The organism is Streptomyces sp. NBC_01298, from assembly GCF_035978755.1.
Lineage (GTDB): Bacteria > Actinomycetota > Actinomycetes > Streptomycetales > Streptomycetaceae > Streptomyces.
This window is the reverse complement of the sequence record NZ_CP108414.1, coordinates 7,734,519-7,751,015: the sequence shown is the minus strand read 5'-3', so window position 1 is coordinate 7,751,015 and position 16,497 is coordinate 7,734,519. Positions and strand designations below refer to the sequence as shown.

Here is a 16,497-nt window from a genome sequence, read left to right as displayed (position 1 = left end):
CTCTCCTTCGCGAGCGTGTCTCCATGAACCCGGTGACGGGTCGCGGACGCGAAGGGTGCCGGAACGGGCGGGGCCGCCGGGGTCGCGTACGGCTGGGTACGCGACGGAGGGGTCCGCCCGAGGTGCACGCCGACCCGCCCACGAGGTCACCGGGAAACCGCGCGCGGTCGATCGCGCACGGGCAACGGGCAGGTCTTCGGACTCGCGGGCGCGCGGACCACCAAGGTCCGCACCTACTGGCCGTCGCTTCCCAGGACCGTTTGCGGTCCCAGTGCGTATGACGGCGGTCGTTCCCACTCACCGCTGCGGGGCAGTCCCGGATTCCCACCGGGTTCCCTCTTACGACGCCTCCCGCCTGGCGGACGGGGGCGAACCAGCTGCGCGGCCCACACTAGATCGACCGACCGGGGAACGAGCGCGACTTCGCACATGCCGGACGGTGAAATGAGACACGGGGAGGGCGTCTCCCGTCGTGACCGGCTACTTCTCCCGCTCGCGGTGCTCGACCCACGTCGTCCGCGGCGACGGCCTCGGCGCCGGCGTGGTCGGCGGCCGGCCGGCGGCTGGGGCGGATCCGTCCCACCGGACAGCCGGGTACGGGCGAATCACTCTGACGACTCGACAGGTGACAGCAAGTCACCTGAGAAGAATTGTGGCGAATTGTCTGATTATGGGTTGTACTGGACGCCGGCAACACCGTCCATGAACTGGAGCGTTACGTGGCATCCACGACTCTCACCGTCTGGAAGTTCCCCACTCCCGAGGGAGCGAAGCAGGCGGAGTCCGCCCTGCTCGCCCTGCAGAAGGAACAGCTCATACAGGTGCACGACGCGGCCGTCGTCACCTGGCACGAAGAGGCCAAGAAGCCGAAGACCCAGCAGCTGAACAGCCTCACGGGAGCGGGCGCGCTCTCCGGCACCTTCTGGGGCATGCTCTTCGGGCTCCTGTTCTTCGTGCCGCTGCTGGGCGCCGCCGTGGGCGCGGCGGCCGGGGCCATCGGCGGATCCCTCTCCGACGTGGGCATCGACGACCAGTTCATCGACGAGGTGAAGTCCGAGGTGAAGCCCGGAACCTCCGCGCTGTTCCTGCTCTCCTCCGACGCCGTGGTCGAGCGGGTCCGCGGCGCCTTCCCGGGCGGACAGGCCCAGCTGATCCGCTCCAACCTCTCCGGCACGCAGGAGCAGCAGCTCCGCGAGGTCTTCGCGGCCTGAGCGGGCACCCATCGAGACACCGCCGCGGCTCGGGACCGGGGGCCCTCCCCCGGTCGCGGGCCGCGGCGGCGCGACCGCCGCCCCGTGCGGGATTATCGCCGAGCTGAGGAAGGGGCCCGAGCGGTGAGCGTTCCGCGGACGGCAGGACCCGAGAACAGGACCGCGGCGGGCCTCGTGGCCCCCTGGCTGCGCCGCTACCGCGCCAGGCTGCTGCGGGGCGACACGCTGGGGGCCCTCACCGCGTGGGCGCTGATCGTGCCCGAGTGCGTGGCCTACGCGCAGATCGCCGGGGTTCCCCCGCAGAACGCCTTCTACGCGGCCCCGGTGGCCCTGCTCGTATACGCCCTGCTGGGCCGCTCCAACTTTCTCCTCATCGGGGCCACTTCGGCCGCGGCCGTGCTGTCGGCCGCCACCGTCTCGACCGTCAGCGCAGCCCCCGGGGACGCCGTGGGGCTGTCGGCCGCCCTGTCGGTGATCGTGGGCGCGGTGCTGCTGGCGGCAGGGCTGGCCCGGCTCGGGTTCCTCACCGCATTCCTCGCCGAACCGGCCCTGGTGGGCTTCCTGTTCGGGATGGCGCTGACCATCGTCGTCCGGCAGGCCGCCAAGCTCGTCGGCGTGTCCGGCGGTGACGGCGACTTCTTCGAGCGGCTGTGGACCGTCCTGTCCGGAGCCCCGCACTGGTCCCTGGTCACGCTGGCCGTCGGGGCGGGCGCGCTCGCCGTGCTGTTCCTGCTGGAGCGCTTCTTCCCGCGCCTGCCCGCCTCCCTGATCGTCCTGGTGGCAGCCCTCCTCCTGTCGGCGGCCCTCGACCTCGAAGGCCACGGCGTCGACACCGTCGGCCACATCCCCTCGGCCATCCCGGTCCCCCACCTGCCGGGGATCCCGGCCGCCGACTGGATCGCACTGTTCGGCGGCGCCCTGGGCGTGGCCCTGGTCGTCTTCGCCGAGGCCTTCAGCATCGCCAACCGCTTCGCCCGGGAACACGGCCAGGAGGTGGACGCCGACCGGGAGATGGCCGCCATCGGCTTCGCCAACATCGCCGTCGGGTTCTTCCGCGGCTTCGTCGTCTCCGGCAGCGCCTCGCGCAGCGCGGCCGCGGCCGGAGCGGGCGGCCGGACCCCGATGGTCTCGCTGATCGCGGCGGGGCTGATCCTGCTGACCGGCGCCTTCCTCACCCCGCTGTTCACGGACCTGCCCGAGCCGGTCCTCGGGGCCATCGTCATCTTCGCCGTACGCGGCTTCCTGCGGGTCGGGGAGCTGCGCCGCTACTTCCGCCTGGACCGGCGCAGCCTTCTGGTCGCGCTCACCTCCCTGTTCGGCGTGCTCCTCTTCGACCTGCTGCCCGGGCTGCTGCTCGCCGTCGCGCTCTCCCTCGTGCTGTTCATCGGCGCGGCCGGCCGGCGCAACGTCGCCCTCCTCGGCCGACTGCCCGGGACCCGGCTGTACGGCGACACCGCCGGACACCAGGACGCCGCCACCGACCCCGCCGTACTCGTCCTGCGCCCCGACGGCAGCCTCTTCTTCGGCAACGTGGACCGGGTGCGGCTGGCCGTACTGGAGCAGACGCGCGGCGCCCCGGTGGCGCCCCGGGCCGTGGTCCTGGACCTCACCGCCTGCTACCAGCTCGGCGTTCCCGTCCTGGACACCCTGGAGGAACTCCGCGAGGAACTCGACCGGCGGGGCGTCGCCCTGCACCTGGCCCGGCTGCGCTCACCGGCCGCCGCCGAACTCTCCCGCCATCCGCTGGGCGATCACCTGGCCGCGCACGGGATACACCGCACCGTGGACGAGGCGGTATCGGCCGCCGGGAGCCGGCTGCCCGAACTCCCCCCGGATGCAGCTCATTAGTTTGTATGTCAGGTTTTGACCAGAAGTTCCGAAAGGGGAAGGATTTCCATGAAGCGTCTCCCGATCACCGCGGCCCTGGGCGCGGCCGCGGCCCTGTTCCTCACGTCCTGTTCCTCGGACGACCCGAGCCCCAAGGCGCAGGCGACCCAGGCCGCCTCGGAGCTCTGCACCGGTCTGTCCACCCTGAAGGCCGACCAGGCCAAACTGGCGGCCCTGGACCCGGCTTCCGCGACGAAGGACCAGGTAAAGGACGCCGTCGACGCGGTCCAGAAGGACTGGGACAACGTCTCCTCCTCCCTGAAGGACCTGGAAGCCGCGAAGAAGTCGGCGGTGGGCACCGCCGTCGGCGACCTCAAGTCCGGCTTCGGGAACCTGCCCGGCGACACCACCGGATCCGAGGCCCTGACCCAGCTGAAGCCCCAGATCCAGAAGTTCGACGAGACCCTCGTCGCGGCCCAGGTCGGCGTCACATGCCCCTGACCCCCGTGCACCACAAGACCCGCGCGCACCACAAGAAGGCGATCCGCGGCGCCTGCGGCGCCCTGCTCGCCGTGGCGGTACTCACCACCACGGCCGGCTGCTCCGATTCGGACGGCGACGTGTCGAGCGGGGTGTCCAAGGCGGCCTCGGCCGCCGCCTCGGCCCAGTCGCAGGCCGCCGACGCGTTCGACTCGGCCACCGCGGCCGCGAAGAAGAAGCTGGACGAGGTCAAGGACGGTGTCGACGCCAAGGACGCGGTGACGCTCGGCAGCGTCACCACCGACGGCGACGGACTGTCGGCCGTCACCGTCACGGCCCGCAACACCGACGCGTCGACGAAGTCCTTCGCCGTCCAGGTCGATTACAAGGACGCCTCCGGCAACCCGCTGGACACGGTGGTCGTCACCGTCTCCGACGTGCCCGCCGGGCAGCCCAAGGACGCGACGGCGCGCAGCACCCACAAGCTCTCGGGCGAGGTGCGCGCTTCCCTCGGCACCGCGCTCAGGTACTGACCCGCCCCGCCGTACGCCCCGTCCGACCCCCGCGCCCCCGAGGGCCCGTCGGGCCGGGCGGGGCGTTTCGCGCTCCCACCGGAAGGGACCTTCGACCCGGCCGAGGGGAATGGACCGCCCGAACAAGCTGCCTCGGCACCGTCCTCGCCGCTTCGCCCGGGACCTTCGTCTTCGTCAAGAAGAAGGGGTGGCTCTAGGGCGCGCGTCGAGTCGTGGACGCGGGGGCCTCACCCGTGGATTCCCCGTCGGTGCCGGCCGGGCCGCCGGGAAGCATCCGGTCCAGCCACTTCGGCAGCCACCAGTTGCTCCGGCCGAGGAGGGTCATGGTCGCCGGAACCAGCACCATGCGTACGACCGTGGCGTCGATGAAGATCGCGGTGGCCAGGCCGAGCCCGAACATTTTGGTGGAGGGGTCCTCGGCGACGGCGAAGGACAGGAAGACCGCCACCATGATGAGGGCGGCCGAGGTGATGATCCGGGCGGTGCGCGAGACGCCCTCGACGATCGCCGTCCCGTTGTCGCCGGTGCGCAGGTACTCCTCGCGTACGCGGGAGAGGAGGAACACCTCGTAGTCCATCGACAGGCCGAACAGGATGGCGAAGAGGAACATCGGGATGAACGACACGATCGGAACCGTCGCTTCGAGCCCGATGAGTGCGCCTCCCCAGCCCCACTGGAAGACCGCGACCATGATGCCGTAGGACGCACCGATGCTCAGCAGGTTCAGCAGTACCGCCTTGAGCGGTACGAGTATCGAGCGGAAGACCAGCATCAGCAGCAGGAACGACATCGCCAGCACGGCGGCGACGAACACCGGCAGGCGTTGGCTGGTGCGTTGGCCCACATCCGACAGGCTCGCGGTGGCGCCGCCGACGTGGGCCCTGGCCGGGCCGTGCCCGATCGCCGTGGGCAGCACGTCGGTGCGCAGCCGGGCGATGGTGTCGGCCGTGGCCTTGTCCTGAGGGCTGGTGGTCGGGAACACCACGAGGGTCGCGATGCCGGTGGCCCGATCGATGTGCGTCGGCGCGACGGACGCGATGCCCGGATCCGCCGCGACCGCCCCGACGAGCCGGTCCAGCACTCCCGGATCACCGGCGGCGTCCGCGGCGATGACGAGGGGACCGTTGGTGCCCGGGCCGAACCCCTCGGCGACGAGGTCGTAGGCGCGGCGCTCGGTACGGCCGCGGGGCATCGAGCCGTCGTCGGGCAGGCCGACGCGCAGGCCGAGCACGGGCAGCGTCGCGGTCAGCAGCAGCCCCGCCGCGCCAACCGCGTACGGCACGGGGTGCCGGCTGACGTGCCCGATCCAGCGACGCCACCCGGCGGCGTGGGCGGCGCCTGCCGCCGGGTCCCGCCGCCGTGCGAGTCGGCCCGGCTTCCTGGTCCGCCACGCCCGGCCCAGCCGGCCGGCCCGGGCCAGGCGCGGGCCCGCCGCGCCGAGGAAGGCCGGCAGCAGCGTCACCGACGCGAGCACCATCGTCAGGACGACGATCGAGACGGCGACCCCGCCCACCGTCATGAACGGCACGTTCGCGACAGCCAGGCCGAGGATCGACACGACGACGGTGCCGCCGGCGAAGACCACCGGCCGACCCGCCGTTGCCACCGCTCGTCCGGCCGCCGCCTGCGGATCGAGCCCGCACGCGAGGTACTCCCGGTGCCTGGCGAGCACGAACAGGGCGTAGTCGATGCCCACTCCGAGCCCGACCATGCTGCCCAGCACCGGTGCGAAGGTCGGGACGTCCGTCACCCCCGCCAGTAGCGTCATCGTGGCGACCCCGATGGTCAGCCCGAAGACCGCCATGCCGATCGGCAGCGCGGCGGCGACGAGCGAACCGAACGCCAGGAACAGGATCGCGGCCGCGGCGAGGAGGCCGATCAGCTCGCTCACTCCGCCGTCGGGGTCGGAGAAGGCGTAGAAGAGGTTCCCGCCCATCTCGATGCGCAGGGGCAGTTCGGCGCGCAGCCGGTCGCCGAGATCGACGAGGGCGTCGAGGTCTTCGGCCGACAGCCGGCTCTGGTCGGGGTATTGCACCCGGACGACAGCGATCCGCCCGTCGGCCGAAACCAGGCCGCCGCGCACGGCGGTGTCGCCGCCCGCGTCGAGCGCCCCCACGGGGTCGCTCGCGCCGAGCACGTGCGGCAGCCGCTTCACCTCGGCCCGCAGCCGCGCGAGAGCGGTGCGCGCACCGTCGTCGTCGAAGAACGTCGCACCGCCGCCGAGGGGGGTGACGACCACTTGGGCGGTCATCCCCTCCTGGCCGGTGCCTGCCCGCTCGATCAGTTCCGCGGCCCGTTGGGAGTCCAGCCCCGGAGCGGTCATCGAGTCCGCGGTCCGCCCGCCGAAGGCGACGGCGGCGAGGACGGCGAGCGTGGCGGCGATCAGCCACGCCGCGATCACCCGCCAGGGATGGCGGGCTGCGCTTGCGCCCAGGCGCGACAGGGCTTTCGAGAGCATCGGGTCCTCCAACCACCGCGTCGGCCGTCCTAGTACGGCCGCCGATGCCGAGACTCGTCGCCACGGCGCTCCGCGGCATCGGCCCGCGGGCCGCGGATCCGTCAGCCCCGGGGCGGAGTGACGACCCGTCCTTTCGGCCGATGCGCGCCGCGCCGCGGTCCCTAGGCTGAGAACCGTGCTCCGAGACGACCTGCGAACCCTGTGGACCGAACCCCGGCCGCCCGACCCGCCCGCCCGGGTGCGGCGGGACTGGGCGTTGCTCGCCGCGGGCCTTGCCGGTGTGGCGCTGGAGGCCGGCCTGCGCGAGAACGTCGTGTGGCGGCCGGTGGCGGTGGTGATCGCCGTATGGCTGTGCCTGCTGCCCCTGTGGCGCCGGACCCGCCCGCTGGCGATGGTGACGCTGGCGTTCGGCTCGGTGATCCTGCTTCCGGTGGCCTCGCTCGTCGCCGCACCGCTCGAGCCCGTCGGCCTGGACACCGGCGCGGTCGTGCTCGTGCTGGTGTACGCGCTGACCCGGTGGGGATCGGGACGCGAGATCGTGCTGGGCGGCGCGGTGATCCTCGCGGCCGGCTCGCTGTGTGTCGTCACGGACGGGACCCCGGTCATCGAAAAGGCCGTGGGCCTCGTCTTCCTGCTGCTGCCCGGCGTGGTCGGGGCTGCCGTGCGGTTCCGGGTGACCGCTCGCGAGCGGCTGTTGGAGCAGGTGCGCTCCCGCGAGCGCGAGCAGCTCGCCCGGGAACTGCACGACACGGTGGCCCACCACGTGTCGGCCATGGTGATCATCGCCCAGGCGGGACGGGTGCTCGCGGGCACCGACCCGTCCGCCGCCGTCCAGGCGCTGGAGGGGATCGAGGAGGAGGGGGCCCGCACGCTGGAGGAAATGCGCGCCATGGTCGCCGCGCTGCGCGACCGCGGGGTCGGCGCCGAGCTGGCGCCCCCTGCCGGGGTCGCGGATCTGGAGCGCCTGGTGCGCACCCCGGGTGGTCGCCTCAGGGTCGACCTGGGGCTCGACGGCGAACTGGACGCGCTGCCCCCGGCCGTGGACGCGGCCGTCTACCGGATCGTGCAGGAGTCGGTGACCAACGCGCTGCGCCATGCGATCGACGCGACCGAACTCGTCGTTCGGGTCGCCGCGGAGCGGCACACGGTACGGGTGAGCGTGCGCGACAACGGCCGGCGCACCGGCCGGGGTCGCGACGGATACGGACTTACCGGACTGCGCGAGCGCGCGACCCTGCTCGGCGGCACACTACGAGCCGGCCCGGGTACCGACCGGGGCTGGCACGTCGAAGCCGAACTGCCGGGAGCGAGGAGCCGGAGCCGTGTCCATTCGCGTCCTCGTCGCTGACGACCAGACGATCATCCGCACCGGGTTGCGGATCATGTTGAACGCCCAGCCCGGCATCGAGGTGGTCGGCGAGGCCGCCGACGGGCGGGAAGCGGTCCGCCTGGCCCGCGAACTACGCCCCGACGTCTGCCTGTTCGACATCCGCATGCCCGTACTCGACGGGCTCGAGGCCACCCGGCTGGTCGCCGGCCCGGGCGTCGCCGACCCACTGGCCGTGGTCGTCATCACCACGTTCGACCTCGACGAGTACGTCTACGGCTCACTGCGTGCCGGCGCCCGCGGATTCCTCCTCAAGGACACGGGACCGGACCTGCTGGCGCAGGCCGTACGGTCGGCGTCCGACGGTGAGGCGCTCATCGCGCCCAGCGTCACCGTCCGTCTGCTCCGGGCATTCGCGGACCTCCCCGCAGGCCGGCCCGCGACCCAGCCGGTCTCCCCCGTCACCGCCCGCGAGGAGCAGGTGCTCCTCGCCGTCGCTCGCGGGCTGACCAACACCGAGATCGCCGATGCACTGCACATCAGCCTCAGCACGGTGAAGACGCATCTGGCCAGCCTGATGGCCAAACTCGGCGCCCGCAACAGGGTCGAGATCGCGATGTGGGCCTACGAAACGCGCCGCATCCTCCCCGGAACCTGAGCCGGCTGCCGGGCCATGTCCGCCTACGCGCGCCCTAGGACGCCCCGACCCGCGAAGGCATCGGCGGGAGGGCCGGCTCGCCGAGCCAGGCCCCGAAGAGGTCCTCCAGCGGTTCGTGCGCGTAGCGGGCCGCGTGCGCGGTGAAGCCGGCCGTGGTGACCACGCCGTGGCGGTTCACGGTGGCCCACTCCCGCAGCATGCGGAAGAACGGGCCGTCCCCCAGTGCGCAGCGGATCGCGTGTACGGCCAGGCCGCCGCGCTGGTAGAGGCGGTCGTCGAACATCAGCTTGCGTCCCGGGTCGGCCAGCAGGAGGTCCTGGGGCTGCCCGGACAGCAAGCGGTGTGCGGCGGCCGCCAGTTCGTGCGCGGTGCGGCCGCCCGAGCGCTCCGACCAGAGCCATTCCGCGTACTTCGCGAAGCCCTCGTTGAGCCAGATGTGCCGCCAGTCGGCGATGGTCACGCTGTTGCCGAACCACTGGTGCGCGAGCTCGTGGGCGATGAGCCGCTCGGAGCCGCGTACGCCGTCCACGTGGTTGGCGCCGAACAGCGAGAGCCCCTGGGCCTCCACCGGCACGTCCAGCTCCTCGTCGGCGACGACCACCGCGTACTCGCCGAAGGGGTAGGGGCCGAACAGCTCCTCGAAGAGCTGCATCATGGCGGGCTGCCGCGCGAAGTCGCGGGAGAAACGGGGCAGCAGGTGCGCCGGTACGTGGGCGCTCTGCGGGACCCCGCCGAGCCCGGGATCGCCGAGCAGCACCGTCTGGTACATGCCGATGGACAGGCCGACCAGGTACGTGGAGGTCGGCGCGGGCTGCTCGTACACCCAGGTGGTGGTGGAGGCGCGGGTCGTGCGCGTGAGCAGCCGGCCGCCCGCGACGACGGTGTAGGCGGAGGGGGTGTTTACGGAGATCTGGTACGAGGCCTTGTCCGCGGGCCGGTCGTTGCACGGGTACCAGGAGGGCGCGCCGACGGGCTGGCTGGCCACCAGCGCGCCGTCGGTCAGTTCCTCCCAGCCGAGCCCGCCCCAGGGGCTGCGCACCGGTGTGGGGTTGCCCGCCCAGTGCACCTCGACGGTGAAGGCGGCGCCGGCGGGCAGCGGCTTGGGCGGCCGGACGCGGAGTTTGCCGCCGCGGTGGCTGTAGTGCGGAGCGCGGCCGTTCACCAGGACGCGGCCTATTTTGAACTCGGCCAGGTTGAGGTGGAACTCGGTGAGCGGCGCCCGCCCGGCGATCGCGCTGAGGCGGGCCGTCCCGGCGAGCCGGTTGGGGCCGGGCCGGTACTCCAGAGCGAGTTCGTACCGGTGCACGCGGTAACGGTGGTCGCCGTTGGCCGGAAAGTACGGGTCCGATGCCGCTGTCTTCTGGCCGTTCACTGCCGCTTCCGCTCCCTGCGTTGTGCTCGTACGACGTGCTGGTGCCGCCCGGTCCGGACGCCCGTTTCCGATCGCCCGGACCCGTCGTTCAAGGCCGCCACGACTCGATCGGGTTGCCCAGCCAGCGGGTGTCGGCGGGAACGGATTCCCCGGCCATCACGAGGGAGGCGGGACCCAGAGTGCTGCGGGCCCCGACCGTGCTCCCGGGCAGGACGATTCCGCCCGGGCCCAGGGTGGCGCCCTCACGCAGGACCACAGTATCCGTCCTCAAGATCCGGTCGTGGAAGAGGTGCGTCTGCAACACGCAGCCCCGGTTCACGCTGACCGCGTCACCCAGGGTGACCAGGTCGGTCTCGGGCAGCCAGTAGCTCTCGCACCACACGCCCCGGCCGATCCGGGCACCGAGTGCGCGCAGCCACAGGGACAGCACCGGCGTGCCGGGCACCGAGCCGATGAGCCAGGGCACGGCCAGCACCTCGACGAAGGTGTCGGCCAGTTCGTTGCGCCACACGAAGCCGCTCCACAGCGGGTGCTCGCCCGTCCGGTGCCGGCCGACCAGCAGCCACTTCGCGGCCGCCGAGACCACGCACGCGGCGGCCCCGGCGGCGAGCAGGACAGCGCCGGACAGCAGCGCGGTCACCCACGGGCCGGGCCCGTCCGCCCCGGCCAGCGCGCAGAACGCCGCCACGGTCAGGACGCCGAGCGCGGCCGAGCAGAACACCGGGGCGAGCCGGCACAGCTCCACCAGCCCGCGCGCCCACAGCAGCCGCGCGGGCGGATCGTAGGTCCGGCTCTGGTCGGAGTCCGCGGTGGACCGCGGCAGCCGGACCGGCGGCAGGCCCAGGTAGGAGCTGCCCTTCTTGGCCTTCTTCGGGGTGGCGGACAGGACGCCGACCAGCCCGTCGTCCGGCACGGAGCGGCCCGGCGCGGTCATGCCGGAGTTGCCGAGGAAGGCCCGGCGGCCGATCTCGGAGTGTCCGATCCGCAGCCAGCCGCCGCCCAGCTCGTAGGGGGCGGTCAGGGTGTCGTCGGCGAGGAAGGCGCCCTCGCCGACGGTGGTGAGGCTCGGCAGCGCGAGCACGGTGGAGACCTCGGCGCCCCGGCCGATCTTCATGCCGAGGAGTCGCAGCCACACCGGTGTGATCAGCCCGGCGTACAGCGGGAAGAGGGTTTCCCGGGAGAGGTCCATCAGCTGGGTGACCGTCCAGGCCTGCCAGCCGATCCTGCTGTGCGTGGGGTGGACGCCCGTGCGCAGCCCGAGGCTGAGGAGGCGTACGGAGACCAGGATCAGGGCCGCGTACGCGAACCCGAAGGCGAGCGCCCCGGGCACCACGGCGAGCAGCGCTCCGGCCAGGGCCCGGCCCGCTCCGGCGTCGGCGGGCACGAACCGGGCGGCCACCAGGAGGGCGGGCAGGGCGGCGAGCACGGGCAGGGAGGTGAGGCAGAAGCCGGCCGCCCCGTAGGCGGCGCGCCAGGGCAGGCCGCGCGGCGGGCGCTCCTTGGGCCAGTTCCGCTTGGCCTTGCCGAGCTTGCCGGCGGGGGCTCCGGCCCAGCGCTGGCCGGTCGGGATCTGGCCGACGACGGCGGAGCCGGGGGCCACCTCGGCCCGCTTGCCGACCCGGGCGCCGGGGAAGAGGATGCTGCGGGTGCCGACCACGGCGCCCGCGCCGACCTTGACGGCGCCGATCTCCAGCCGGTCCCCGTCCAGCCAGTGGCCGGAGAGGTCCACCTCGGACTCCACGGCGCAGCCGCGGCCGAGTTTGAGCATCCCCGTGACGGGCGGCAGCGAGTGCAGGTCCACCTCGGGGCCGATCTTGGCGCCCAGGGCCCGTGCGTAGCGCTCCAGCCAGGAGCCGGTGAGCGAGGTCGCGCCGGAGTACTCGGCCAGCCGCTCGGCCGTCCACAGCCGCAAGTGAACGTTTCCGCCGCGCGGGTGGCGCCCCGCCTTCACCCCGCGCAGCAGCAGCCGGGCGCCGCCGGCGGCGATCGCGAGGCGGCCGGGCGGGCTGAAGAGGAGGGCGGCGCCGGCGGCGACGAGCCACCAGGAGGCGGCGGGCGCCCACGGGTAGGCCCCGAACCAGTGCAGGACGTTGCCCAGGGCGAGCACCGCCACGGTCCAGCGCAGGCCGACCAGGGTGAACAGCGGGATCAGCAGCAGGGACTGGATGACCTCGGTCCGGCGCGGCACGGGGGCGATGGTCCGGACCGCCCCGTCGTCCTGTGCGGACTTCTCCAGGTGCCGGGCGAGCTTGCGCAGCGTGGGCTGCTGGTAGATGTCGACGACGGCGGCGCTCGGGTAGCGGGTGCGCAGCCGGGTGGTGAGCTGGGCGGCGGCGAGGCTGCTGCCGCCGATCGCGAAGAAGTCGTCGGCGGCGCCGGTGACGGTCACGCCCAGGGTCTCGCTCCACTGCTCGGCGAGCCAGGCCTCGGTCCCGTAGAGCTGCTCGGTGGGTCCGCTGGTCTCCAGTTCCGGGAGTGGCCAGGGCAGCGCGTTCCGGTCGACTTTGCCGGAGGTGCGGGTGGGCAGCTCCTCCACCGGCGCGAGCAGCGGGACGAGGGCGGCGGGCAGCTCGGCGCGCAGTCGCGTCACGGCCGCCGCGTGGTCCCAGCCGTCCTGGGTGACCAGGTAGCCGACGAGGAGCTGGTTGCCGCTGCGCGCCGTGCGGACGGCGGCGGCCGCGCCGGCGACCCCGGGCAGGGCCTGGAGGGCGGCGTCCACCTCGCCCAGCTCGATCCGGCGGCCGCCGAGCTTGATCTGCTCGTCGCCGCGGCCCAGGAAGACCAGGCCCTCGGGTTCCGCGCGGACGAGGTCGCCGCTGCGGTAGGCGCGCTCCCAGCCGAGGGATTCCAGCGGGGCGTACTTCTCGGCGTCCTTCGCGGGGTCGAGGTAGCGGGCCAGGCCGACGCCGCCGATGACGAGCTGGCCGCTGCCGCCCATGGGCACCGGTTCGCCGGATTCGTCGACGACGGCCAGTTCCCAGCCGTTCAGCGGGAGGCCGATGCGGATCGGCTCCTCGCCGGTCAGCAGGGAGGCGCAGGCGACGACGGTGGCCTCGGTGGGGCCGTAGGTGTTCCAGACCTCGCGGCCCTCGGTGACAAGGCGCTGGGTGAGCTCGGGCGGGCAGGCCTCGCCGCCGAAGATCAGCAGCCGGACCTCGTTGAGCGCCTCGGGCTCCCACAGGGCGGCCAGGGTCGGCACGGTGGAGACCACGGTGATCTCCTGCTCGGCCAGCCAGGGGCCGAGGTCGGCGCCGCTACGGACCTGCGAGCGCGGGACGGGGACCAGGCAGGCGCCGTAGCGCCAGGCCAGCCACATCTCCTCGCAGGAGGCGTCGAAGGCCACGGACAGTCCGGCCATGACCCGGTCGCCGGGGCCGATGGGCTCCTCGGTGAGGAACAGCGCGGCCTCGGCGTCCACGAAGGCGGCGGCGCTGCGGTGGCTGACGGCGACGCCCTTGGGCTTGCCGGTGGAGCCGGAGGTGAAGATGATCCACGCGTCGTGTTCGGGGCCGGGGCGGGCGGCGGGGGCGCTCGCGGGGGCGGGGCCCTTGCCCGGCGCGGCGACCTCGATGCGCTGGTCGGCGCCCAGCACGGCCCGTACTCCGGCCTCGCCGAAGACCAGGTCGGCCCGCTCGTCCGGGTCCTCGGCGTCCACGGGCACGTAGGCGGCGCCCGCCGCGAGGACGGCCAGGATGCCCGCGTACAGCTCGTTGGTGCCGGACGGCACCCGGACCCCGACCCGGTCTCCCAGCCCCACTCCGGCCGCCGCGAGGGCGCGCCGGCGCCGCTCCACCTCGACGGCGAGCGCCCGGTAGGTCAGCCGGGTGGCTCCGTCGTCCAGGGCGAGCTCGTCGGGGTGGTCCCGTACGGAGGCCTCGAAGACGTCGACGAGGGTACGGGTCGGGGCGGCGGGGCCGGCCGTGAACAGGGCCTGCTTGCCGGACTCGGCGGCCCGGTCCCCGGCGTCGGGCGCGGCCCCTTCGTCGAGCCCGTCGAGCCCGGTTCCGTCGTCGAGCAGAGTGACTTCACCGTGCTCTGGTGTGGCTGCCATCGGCCCTCGCGTCGTGTTCCCGGAAGCCTCCGGGTCGCCGGGCGGAGCCCGGGTCTGCCCAGGTTGTTCCGGTCCAGCGCCAAACAACCCGCCAGTCTAGTGCGACATCGAGGATTTTCTGTCTCAAGGCTTGCGCGTGGCCGGGAAGGGACGGTACAAGCAGGCGCGCCGCGGACCGGAAACCCGGTCCGCGGCGCGCCTGGTGAGCGGCGGCCCGGCCTCAGCGGCTCGCGAGGAGTTCGAGCGTGTCGATGACCCGGTTCGAGAAGCCCCACTCGTTGTCGTACCAGGCGACCACCTTGATGTGGCGGCCTTCGACACGGGTGAGCTGCGAGTCGAAGATGGAGGAGGCGGGGTTGCCCGTGATGTCGGAGGACACCAGCGGGTCGTCCGAGTACTCCAGGACGCCGGCGAGCGGGCCCTCGGCGGCGGCGCGGTAGGCGGCCAGGACGTCCTCACGGGTCACGTCGCGGGCGACGGTGGTGTTCAGCTCGACGATGGAGCCCACCGGAACGGGGACGCGGATGGAGTCGCCGGAGAGCTTGCCGTCCAGGTTCGGCAGGACCAGGCCGATGGCCTTGGCGGCGCCCGTCGTGGTCGGCACGATGTTCACGGCGGCGGCGCGGGCGCGCCGGGGGTCGCGGTGCGGACCGTCCTGGAGGTTCTGCTCCTGCGTGTAGGCGTGCACCGTGGTCATGAACCCGTGCTCGATGCCCGCGAGTTCGTCCAGTACGGCGGCCAGCGGGGCGAGCGCGTTGGTCGTGCAGGAGGCGTTGGAGACGATCGTGTGCAGCGCCGGGTCGTAGGAGTCGCTGTTGACGCCGAACGCGAGCGTGATGTCGGCCCCGTCCGCCGGTGCGCTGACGAGCACCTTCTTGGCGCCGGCGTCGATGTGGGCGCTCGCGGCCTTGGCGGTGGCGAACCGGCCGGTGGCCTCCAGCACGATGTCCACGCCGAGCTCGGCCCAGGGCAGCTGGGACGGCTCGCGCTCGGCGAGCACCTTGATGCGGCGGCCATCGACGACGAGGACGTCCCCTTCGACGGTCACCGGGCGGCCGAGCCGGCCGGAGGTGGTGTCGTAGGCGAGCAGCCGCGCGAGGGTGGCGGGTTCGGTGAGGTCGTTGACGGCGACGACCTCGAGCTTGCTGTCGCGTTCGAGCAGCGCGCGGAGCACGTTGCGTCCGATGCGGCCGAATCCGTTGATGGCGATGCGAGTCATGGTGGCTCCCCTGTTTCCCTGTTCCGCGTTCCCAGTCCCTTGGGTACGTCACCAGGTTCGCGGGTCGTGGGCGTCCGCGACAGCGGCGCGATCGCCACGGTCCGCAAGGATCGCGCCACTCGCGGGCGGCCGCGGACTCACTCGCCCCGGGCGAACGTGCGCCGGTACTCGCTCGGCGTGGTCCGCAGGATGTGCTGGAAGTGCAGTCGCAGGTTCGCCCCGGTGCCGAGGCCCACGTCCGCGGCGATCTGCTCCACGCTGCGCTCCGAGCGCTCCAGCAGTTCCCGGGCCACGTCGATGCGGGCGCGCATCACCCACTGCATCGGCGTGTAACCGGTGTCCTCGGCGAACCGCCGCGAGAAGGTGCGCGGGGACACCGCCGCGTGCCGGGCGAGCGTCTCCAGGGTGAGGGGTTCGCCGAGCCGGTGCAGCGCCCACTCGCGGGTGGCGGCGAACCGCGGGCCGAGCGGCTCGGGCACGCTGCGCTGCACGTACTGCGCCTGCCCGCCACTGCGGTAAGGAGCCGCGACGAGCCGGCGGGCCGTGTGGTTCGACGCGGCGACCCCGAGATCGCCGCGCAGGACATGCAGGCAGAGGTCGATGCCCGAGGCGGCTCCGGCCGAGGTCAGCACGGAGCCCTCGTCGACGAACAGGACGTTCTCGTCGACCCGGACCAGCGGCCACTTCGCCGCGAGCGCCCGGGTGTAGTGCCAGTGCGTGGTGGCGCGCTTGCCGTCGAGCAGGCCCGTGGCGGCGAGCGCGAAGGCTCCCGTGGAGATGGCGGCGAGCCGCGCGCCCCGGTCGTGGGCGGCGATCAGCGCCTCGACGACGGCCCGCGGCGGGTCCTCGCGGTCGGGGAACCGGTAGCCGGGGACGAAGACGGTGTCGGCCCAGGCGAGGGCTTCGAGGCCGTGGGCGACGGAGTACGACAGGCCGTCACCTCCGGTCACGAGCCCCGGGGCGGCGCCGCACACGCGGACCTCGTAGGGCATGCTCGCGCGGGTCGTGAACACCTGCGCGGGGATGCCGACGTCGAGGGGCTTCGCCCCTTCGAGGACGAGCACGGCGACGTGGTGGGGGCGGGAGGCTGGCACCGCGACATGCTTCCGAAGGGGCGGGAGGCTTGTCAAGCATCACGGTTAGTAAACCTTCCGATTGAGATAACCACCTATCAGTTGGTCCAGACCTGTTGACGGCGGTCCTTCCGGAGGATTAGGTTCCCGGCCACGGAGCACACACGAAGCGGATACGACGTCAACTGCCCACGCCCGCCCGGCCGCAGGCCCCCCACCCACGGGCCCGCCGCCCCGTCCCCACGCGTCCCCGGCGGGCCGCACGACGCCCACGCTTTCGCGTCTGCG

At 73.1% G+C, this 16,497-nt stretch carries 11 protein-coding genes and 1 riboswitch; of the genes, 6 read left to right on the top strand and 5 right to left on the bottom strand.

Annotation, left to right across the window (positions count from 1 at the left end):
- Positions 1-170: 170 nt before the first annotated feature.
- A riboswitch (cobalamin riboswitch) is annotated at positions 171-393 on the bottom strand.
- Between the two features lie 326 nt (positions 394-719).
- The 4 genes from OG730_RS35440 to OG730_RS35425 all read left to right on the top strand — a co-directional run bounded on the left by OG730_RS35440 (position 720) and on the right by OG730_RS35425 (position 4,051).
- Positions 720-1,211, top strand: coding sequence for a DUF1269 domain-containing protein (locus OG730_RS35440; protein ID WP_327308074.1), 492 nt, complete (start codon positions 720-722; stop codon positions 1,209-1,211).
- Between the two features lie 123 nt (positions 1,212-1,334).
- Positions 1,335-3,059 carry a SulP family inorganic anion transporter gene (locus OG730_RS35435; protein WP_327308073.1) on the top strand — a complete coding sequence of 575 codons (1,725 nt, stop codon included), beginning with the start codon at positions 1,335-1,337 and terminating at the stop codon, positions 3,057-3,059.
- Positions 3,060-3,107: 48 nt separating this feature from the next.
- Positions 3,108-3,539, top strand: coding sequence for a hypothetical protein (locus OG730_RS35430; protein ID WP_327308071.1), 432 nt, complete (start codon positions 3,108-3,110; stop codon positions 3,537-3,539).
- Entirely contained in the window at positions 3,530-4,051 is a 522-nt protein-coding gene (locus tag OG730_RS35425) for a hypothetical protein (protein ID WP_327308070.1), read from the top strand. Before OG730_RS35430 ends, OG730_RS35425 begins: the two co-directional genes overlap by 10 nt.
- Before the next feature lie 193 nt (positions 4,052-4,244).
- Here the strand turns inward: OG730_RS35425 and OG730_RS35420 are convergent, their stop codons facing one another.
- Positions 4,245-6,509, bottom strand: coding sequence for an MMPL family transporter (locus OG730_RS35420; RefSeq protein ID WP_327308069.1), 2,265 nt, complete (start codon positions 6,507-6,509; stop codon positions 4,245-4,247).
- Between the two features lie 175 nt (positions 6,510-6,684).
- Between OG730_RS35420 and OG730_RS35415 the strand changes: the two genes are divergently transcribed.
- Both OG730_RS35415 and OG730_RS35410 read left to right on the top strand, forming a co-directional pair.
- Positions 6,685-7,857, top strand: coding sequence for a sensor histidine kinase (locus OG730_RS35415; protein WP_327308068.1), 1,173 nt, complete (start codon positions 6,685-6,687; stop codon positions 7,855-7,857).
- The gene (locus OG730_RS35410; RefSeq protein WP_327308067.1) at positions 7,832-8,494 is read left to right on the top strand and encodes a response regulator; all 663 of its coding nucleotides are present in this window, start codon (positions 7,832-7,834) and stop codon (positions 8,492-8,494) included. Before OG730_RS35415 ends, OG730_RS35410 begins: the two co-directional genes overlap by 26 nt.
- Positions 8,495-8,528: 34 nt before the next feature.
- Here OG730_RS35410 and OG730_RS35405 read toward each other — a convergent pair whose 3' ends face one another.
- From OG730_RS35405 to OG730_RS35390, 4 genes are all read right to left on the bottom strand, one after another.
- Entirely contained in the window at positions 8,529-9,866 is a 1,338-nt protein-coding gene (locus OG730_RS35405) for a M1 family metallopeptidase (RefSeq protein ID WP_327308066.1), read from the bottom strand.
- 88 nt (positions 9,867-9,954) lie between these two features.
- Positions 9,955-13,917, bottom strand: a complete 3,963-nt coding sequence (locus OG730_RS35400; RefSeq protein ID WP_327308065.1) for a Pls/PosA family non-ribosomal peptide synthetase — start codon at positions 13,915-13,917, stop codon at positions 9,955-9,957.
- Between the two features lie 220 nt (positions 13,918-14,137).
- Positions 14,138-15,136 (bottom strand): type I glyceraldehyde-3-phosphate dehydrogenase, encoded by a 999-nt coding sequence (gene gap, locus OG730_RS35395; RefSeq protein ID WP_327308064.1) that lies wholly within the window; start codon positions 15,134-15,136, stop codon positions 14,138-14,140.
- A gap of 137 nt (positions 15,137-15,273) precedes the next feature.
- Positions 15,274-16,230, bottom strand: coding sequence for a GlxA family transcriptional regulator (locus tag OG730_RS35390; RefSeq protein ID WP_327308063.1), 957 nt, complete (start codon positions 16,228-16,230; stop codon positions 15,274-15,276).
- Between the last annotated feature and the right edge of the window lie 267 nt (positions 16,231-16,497).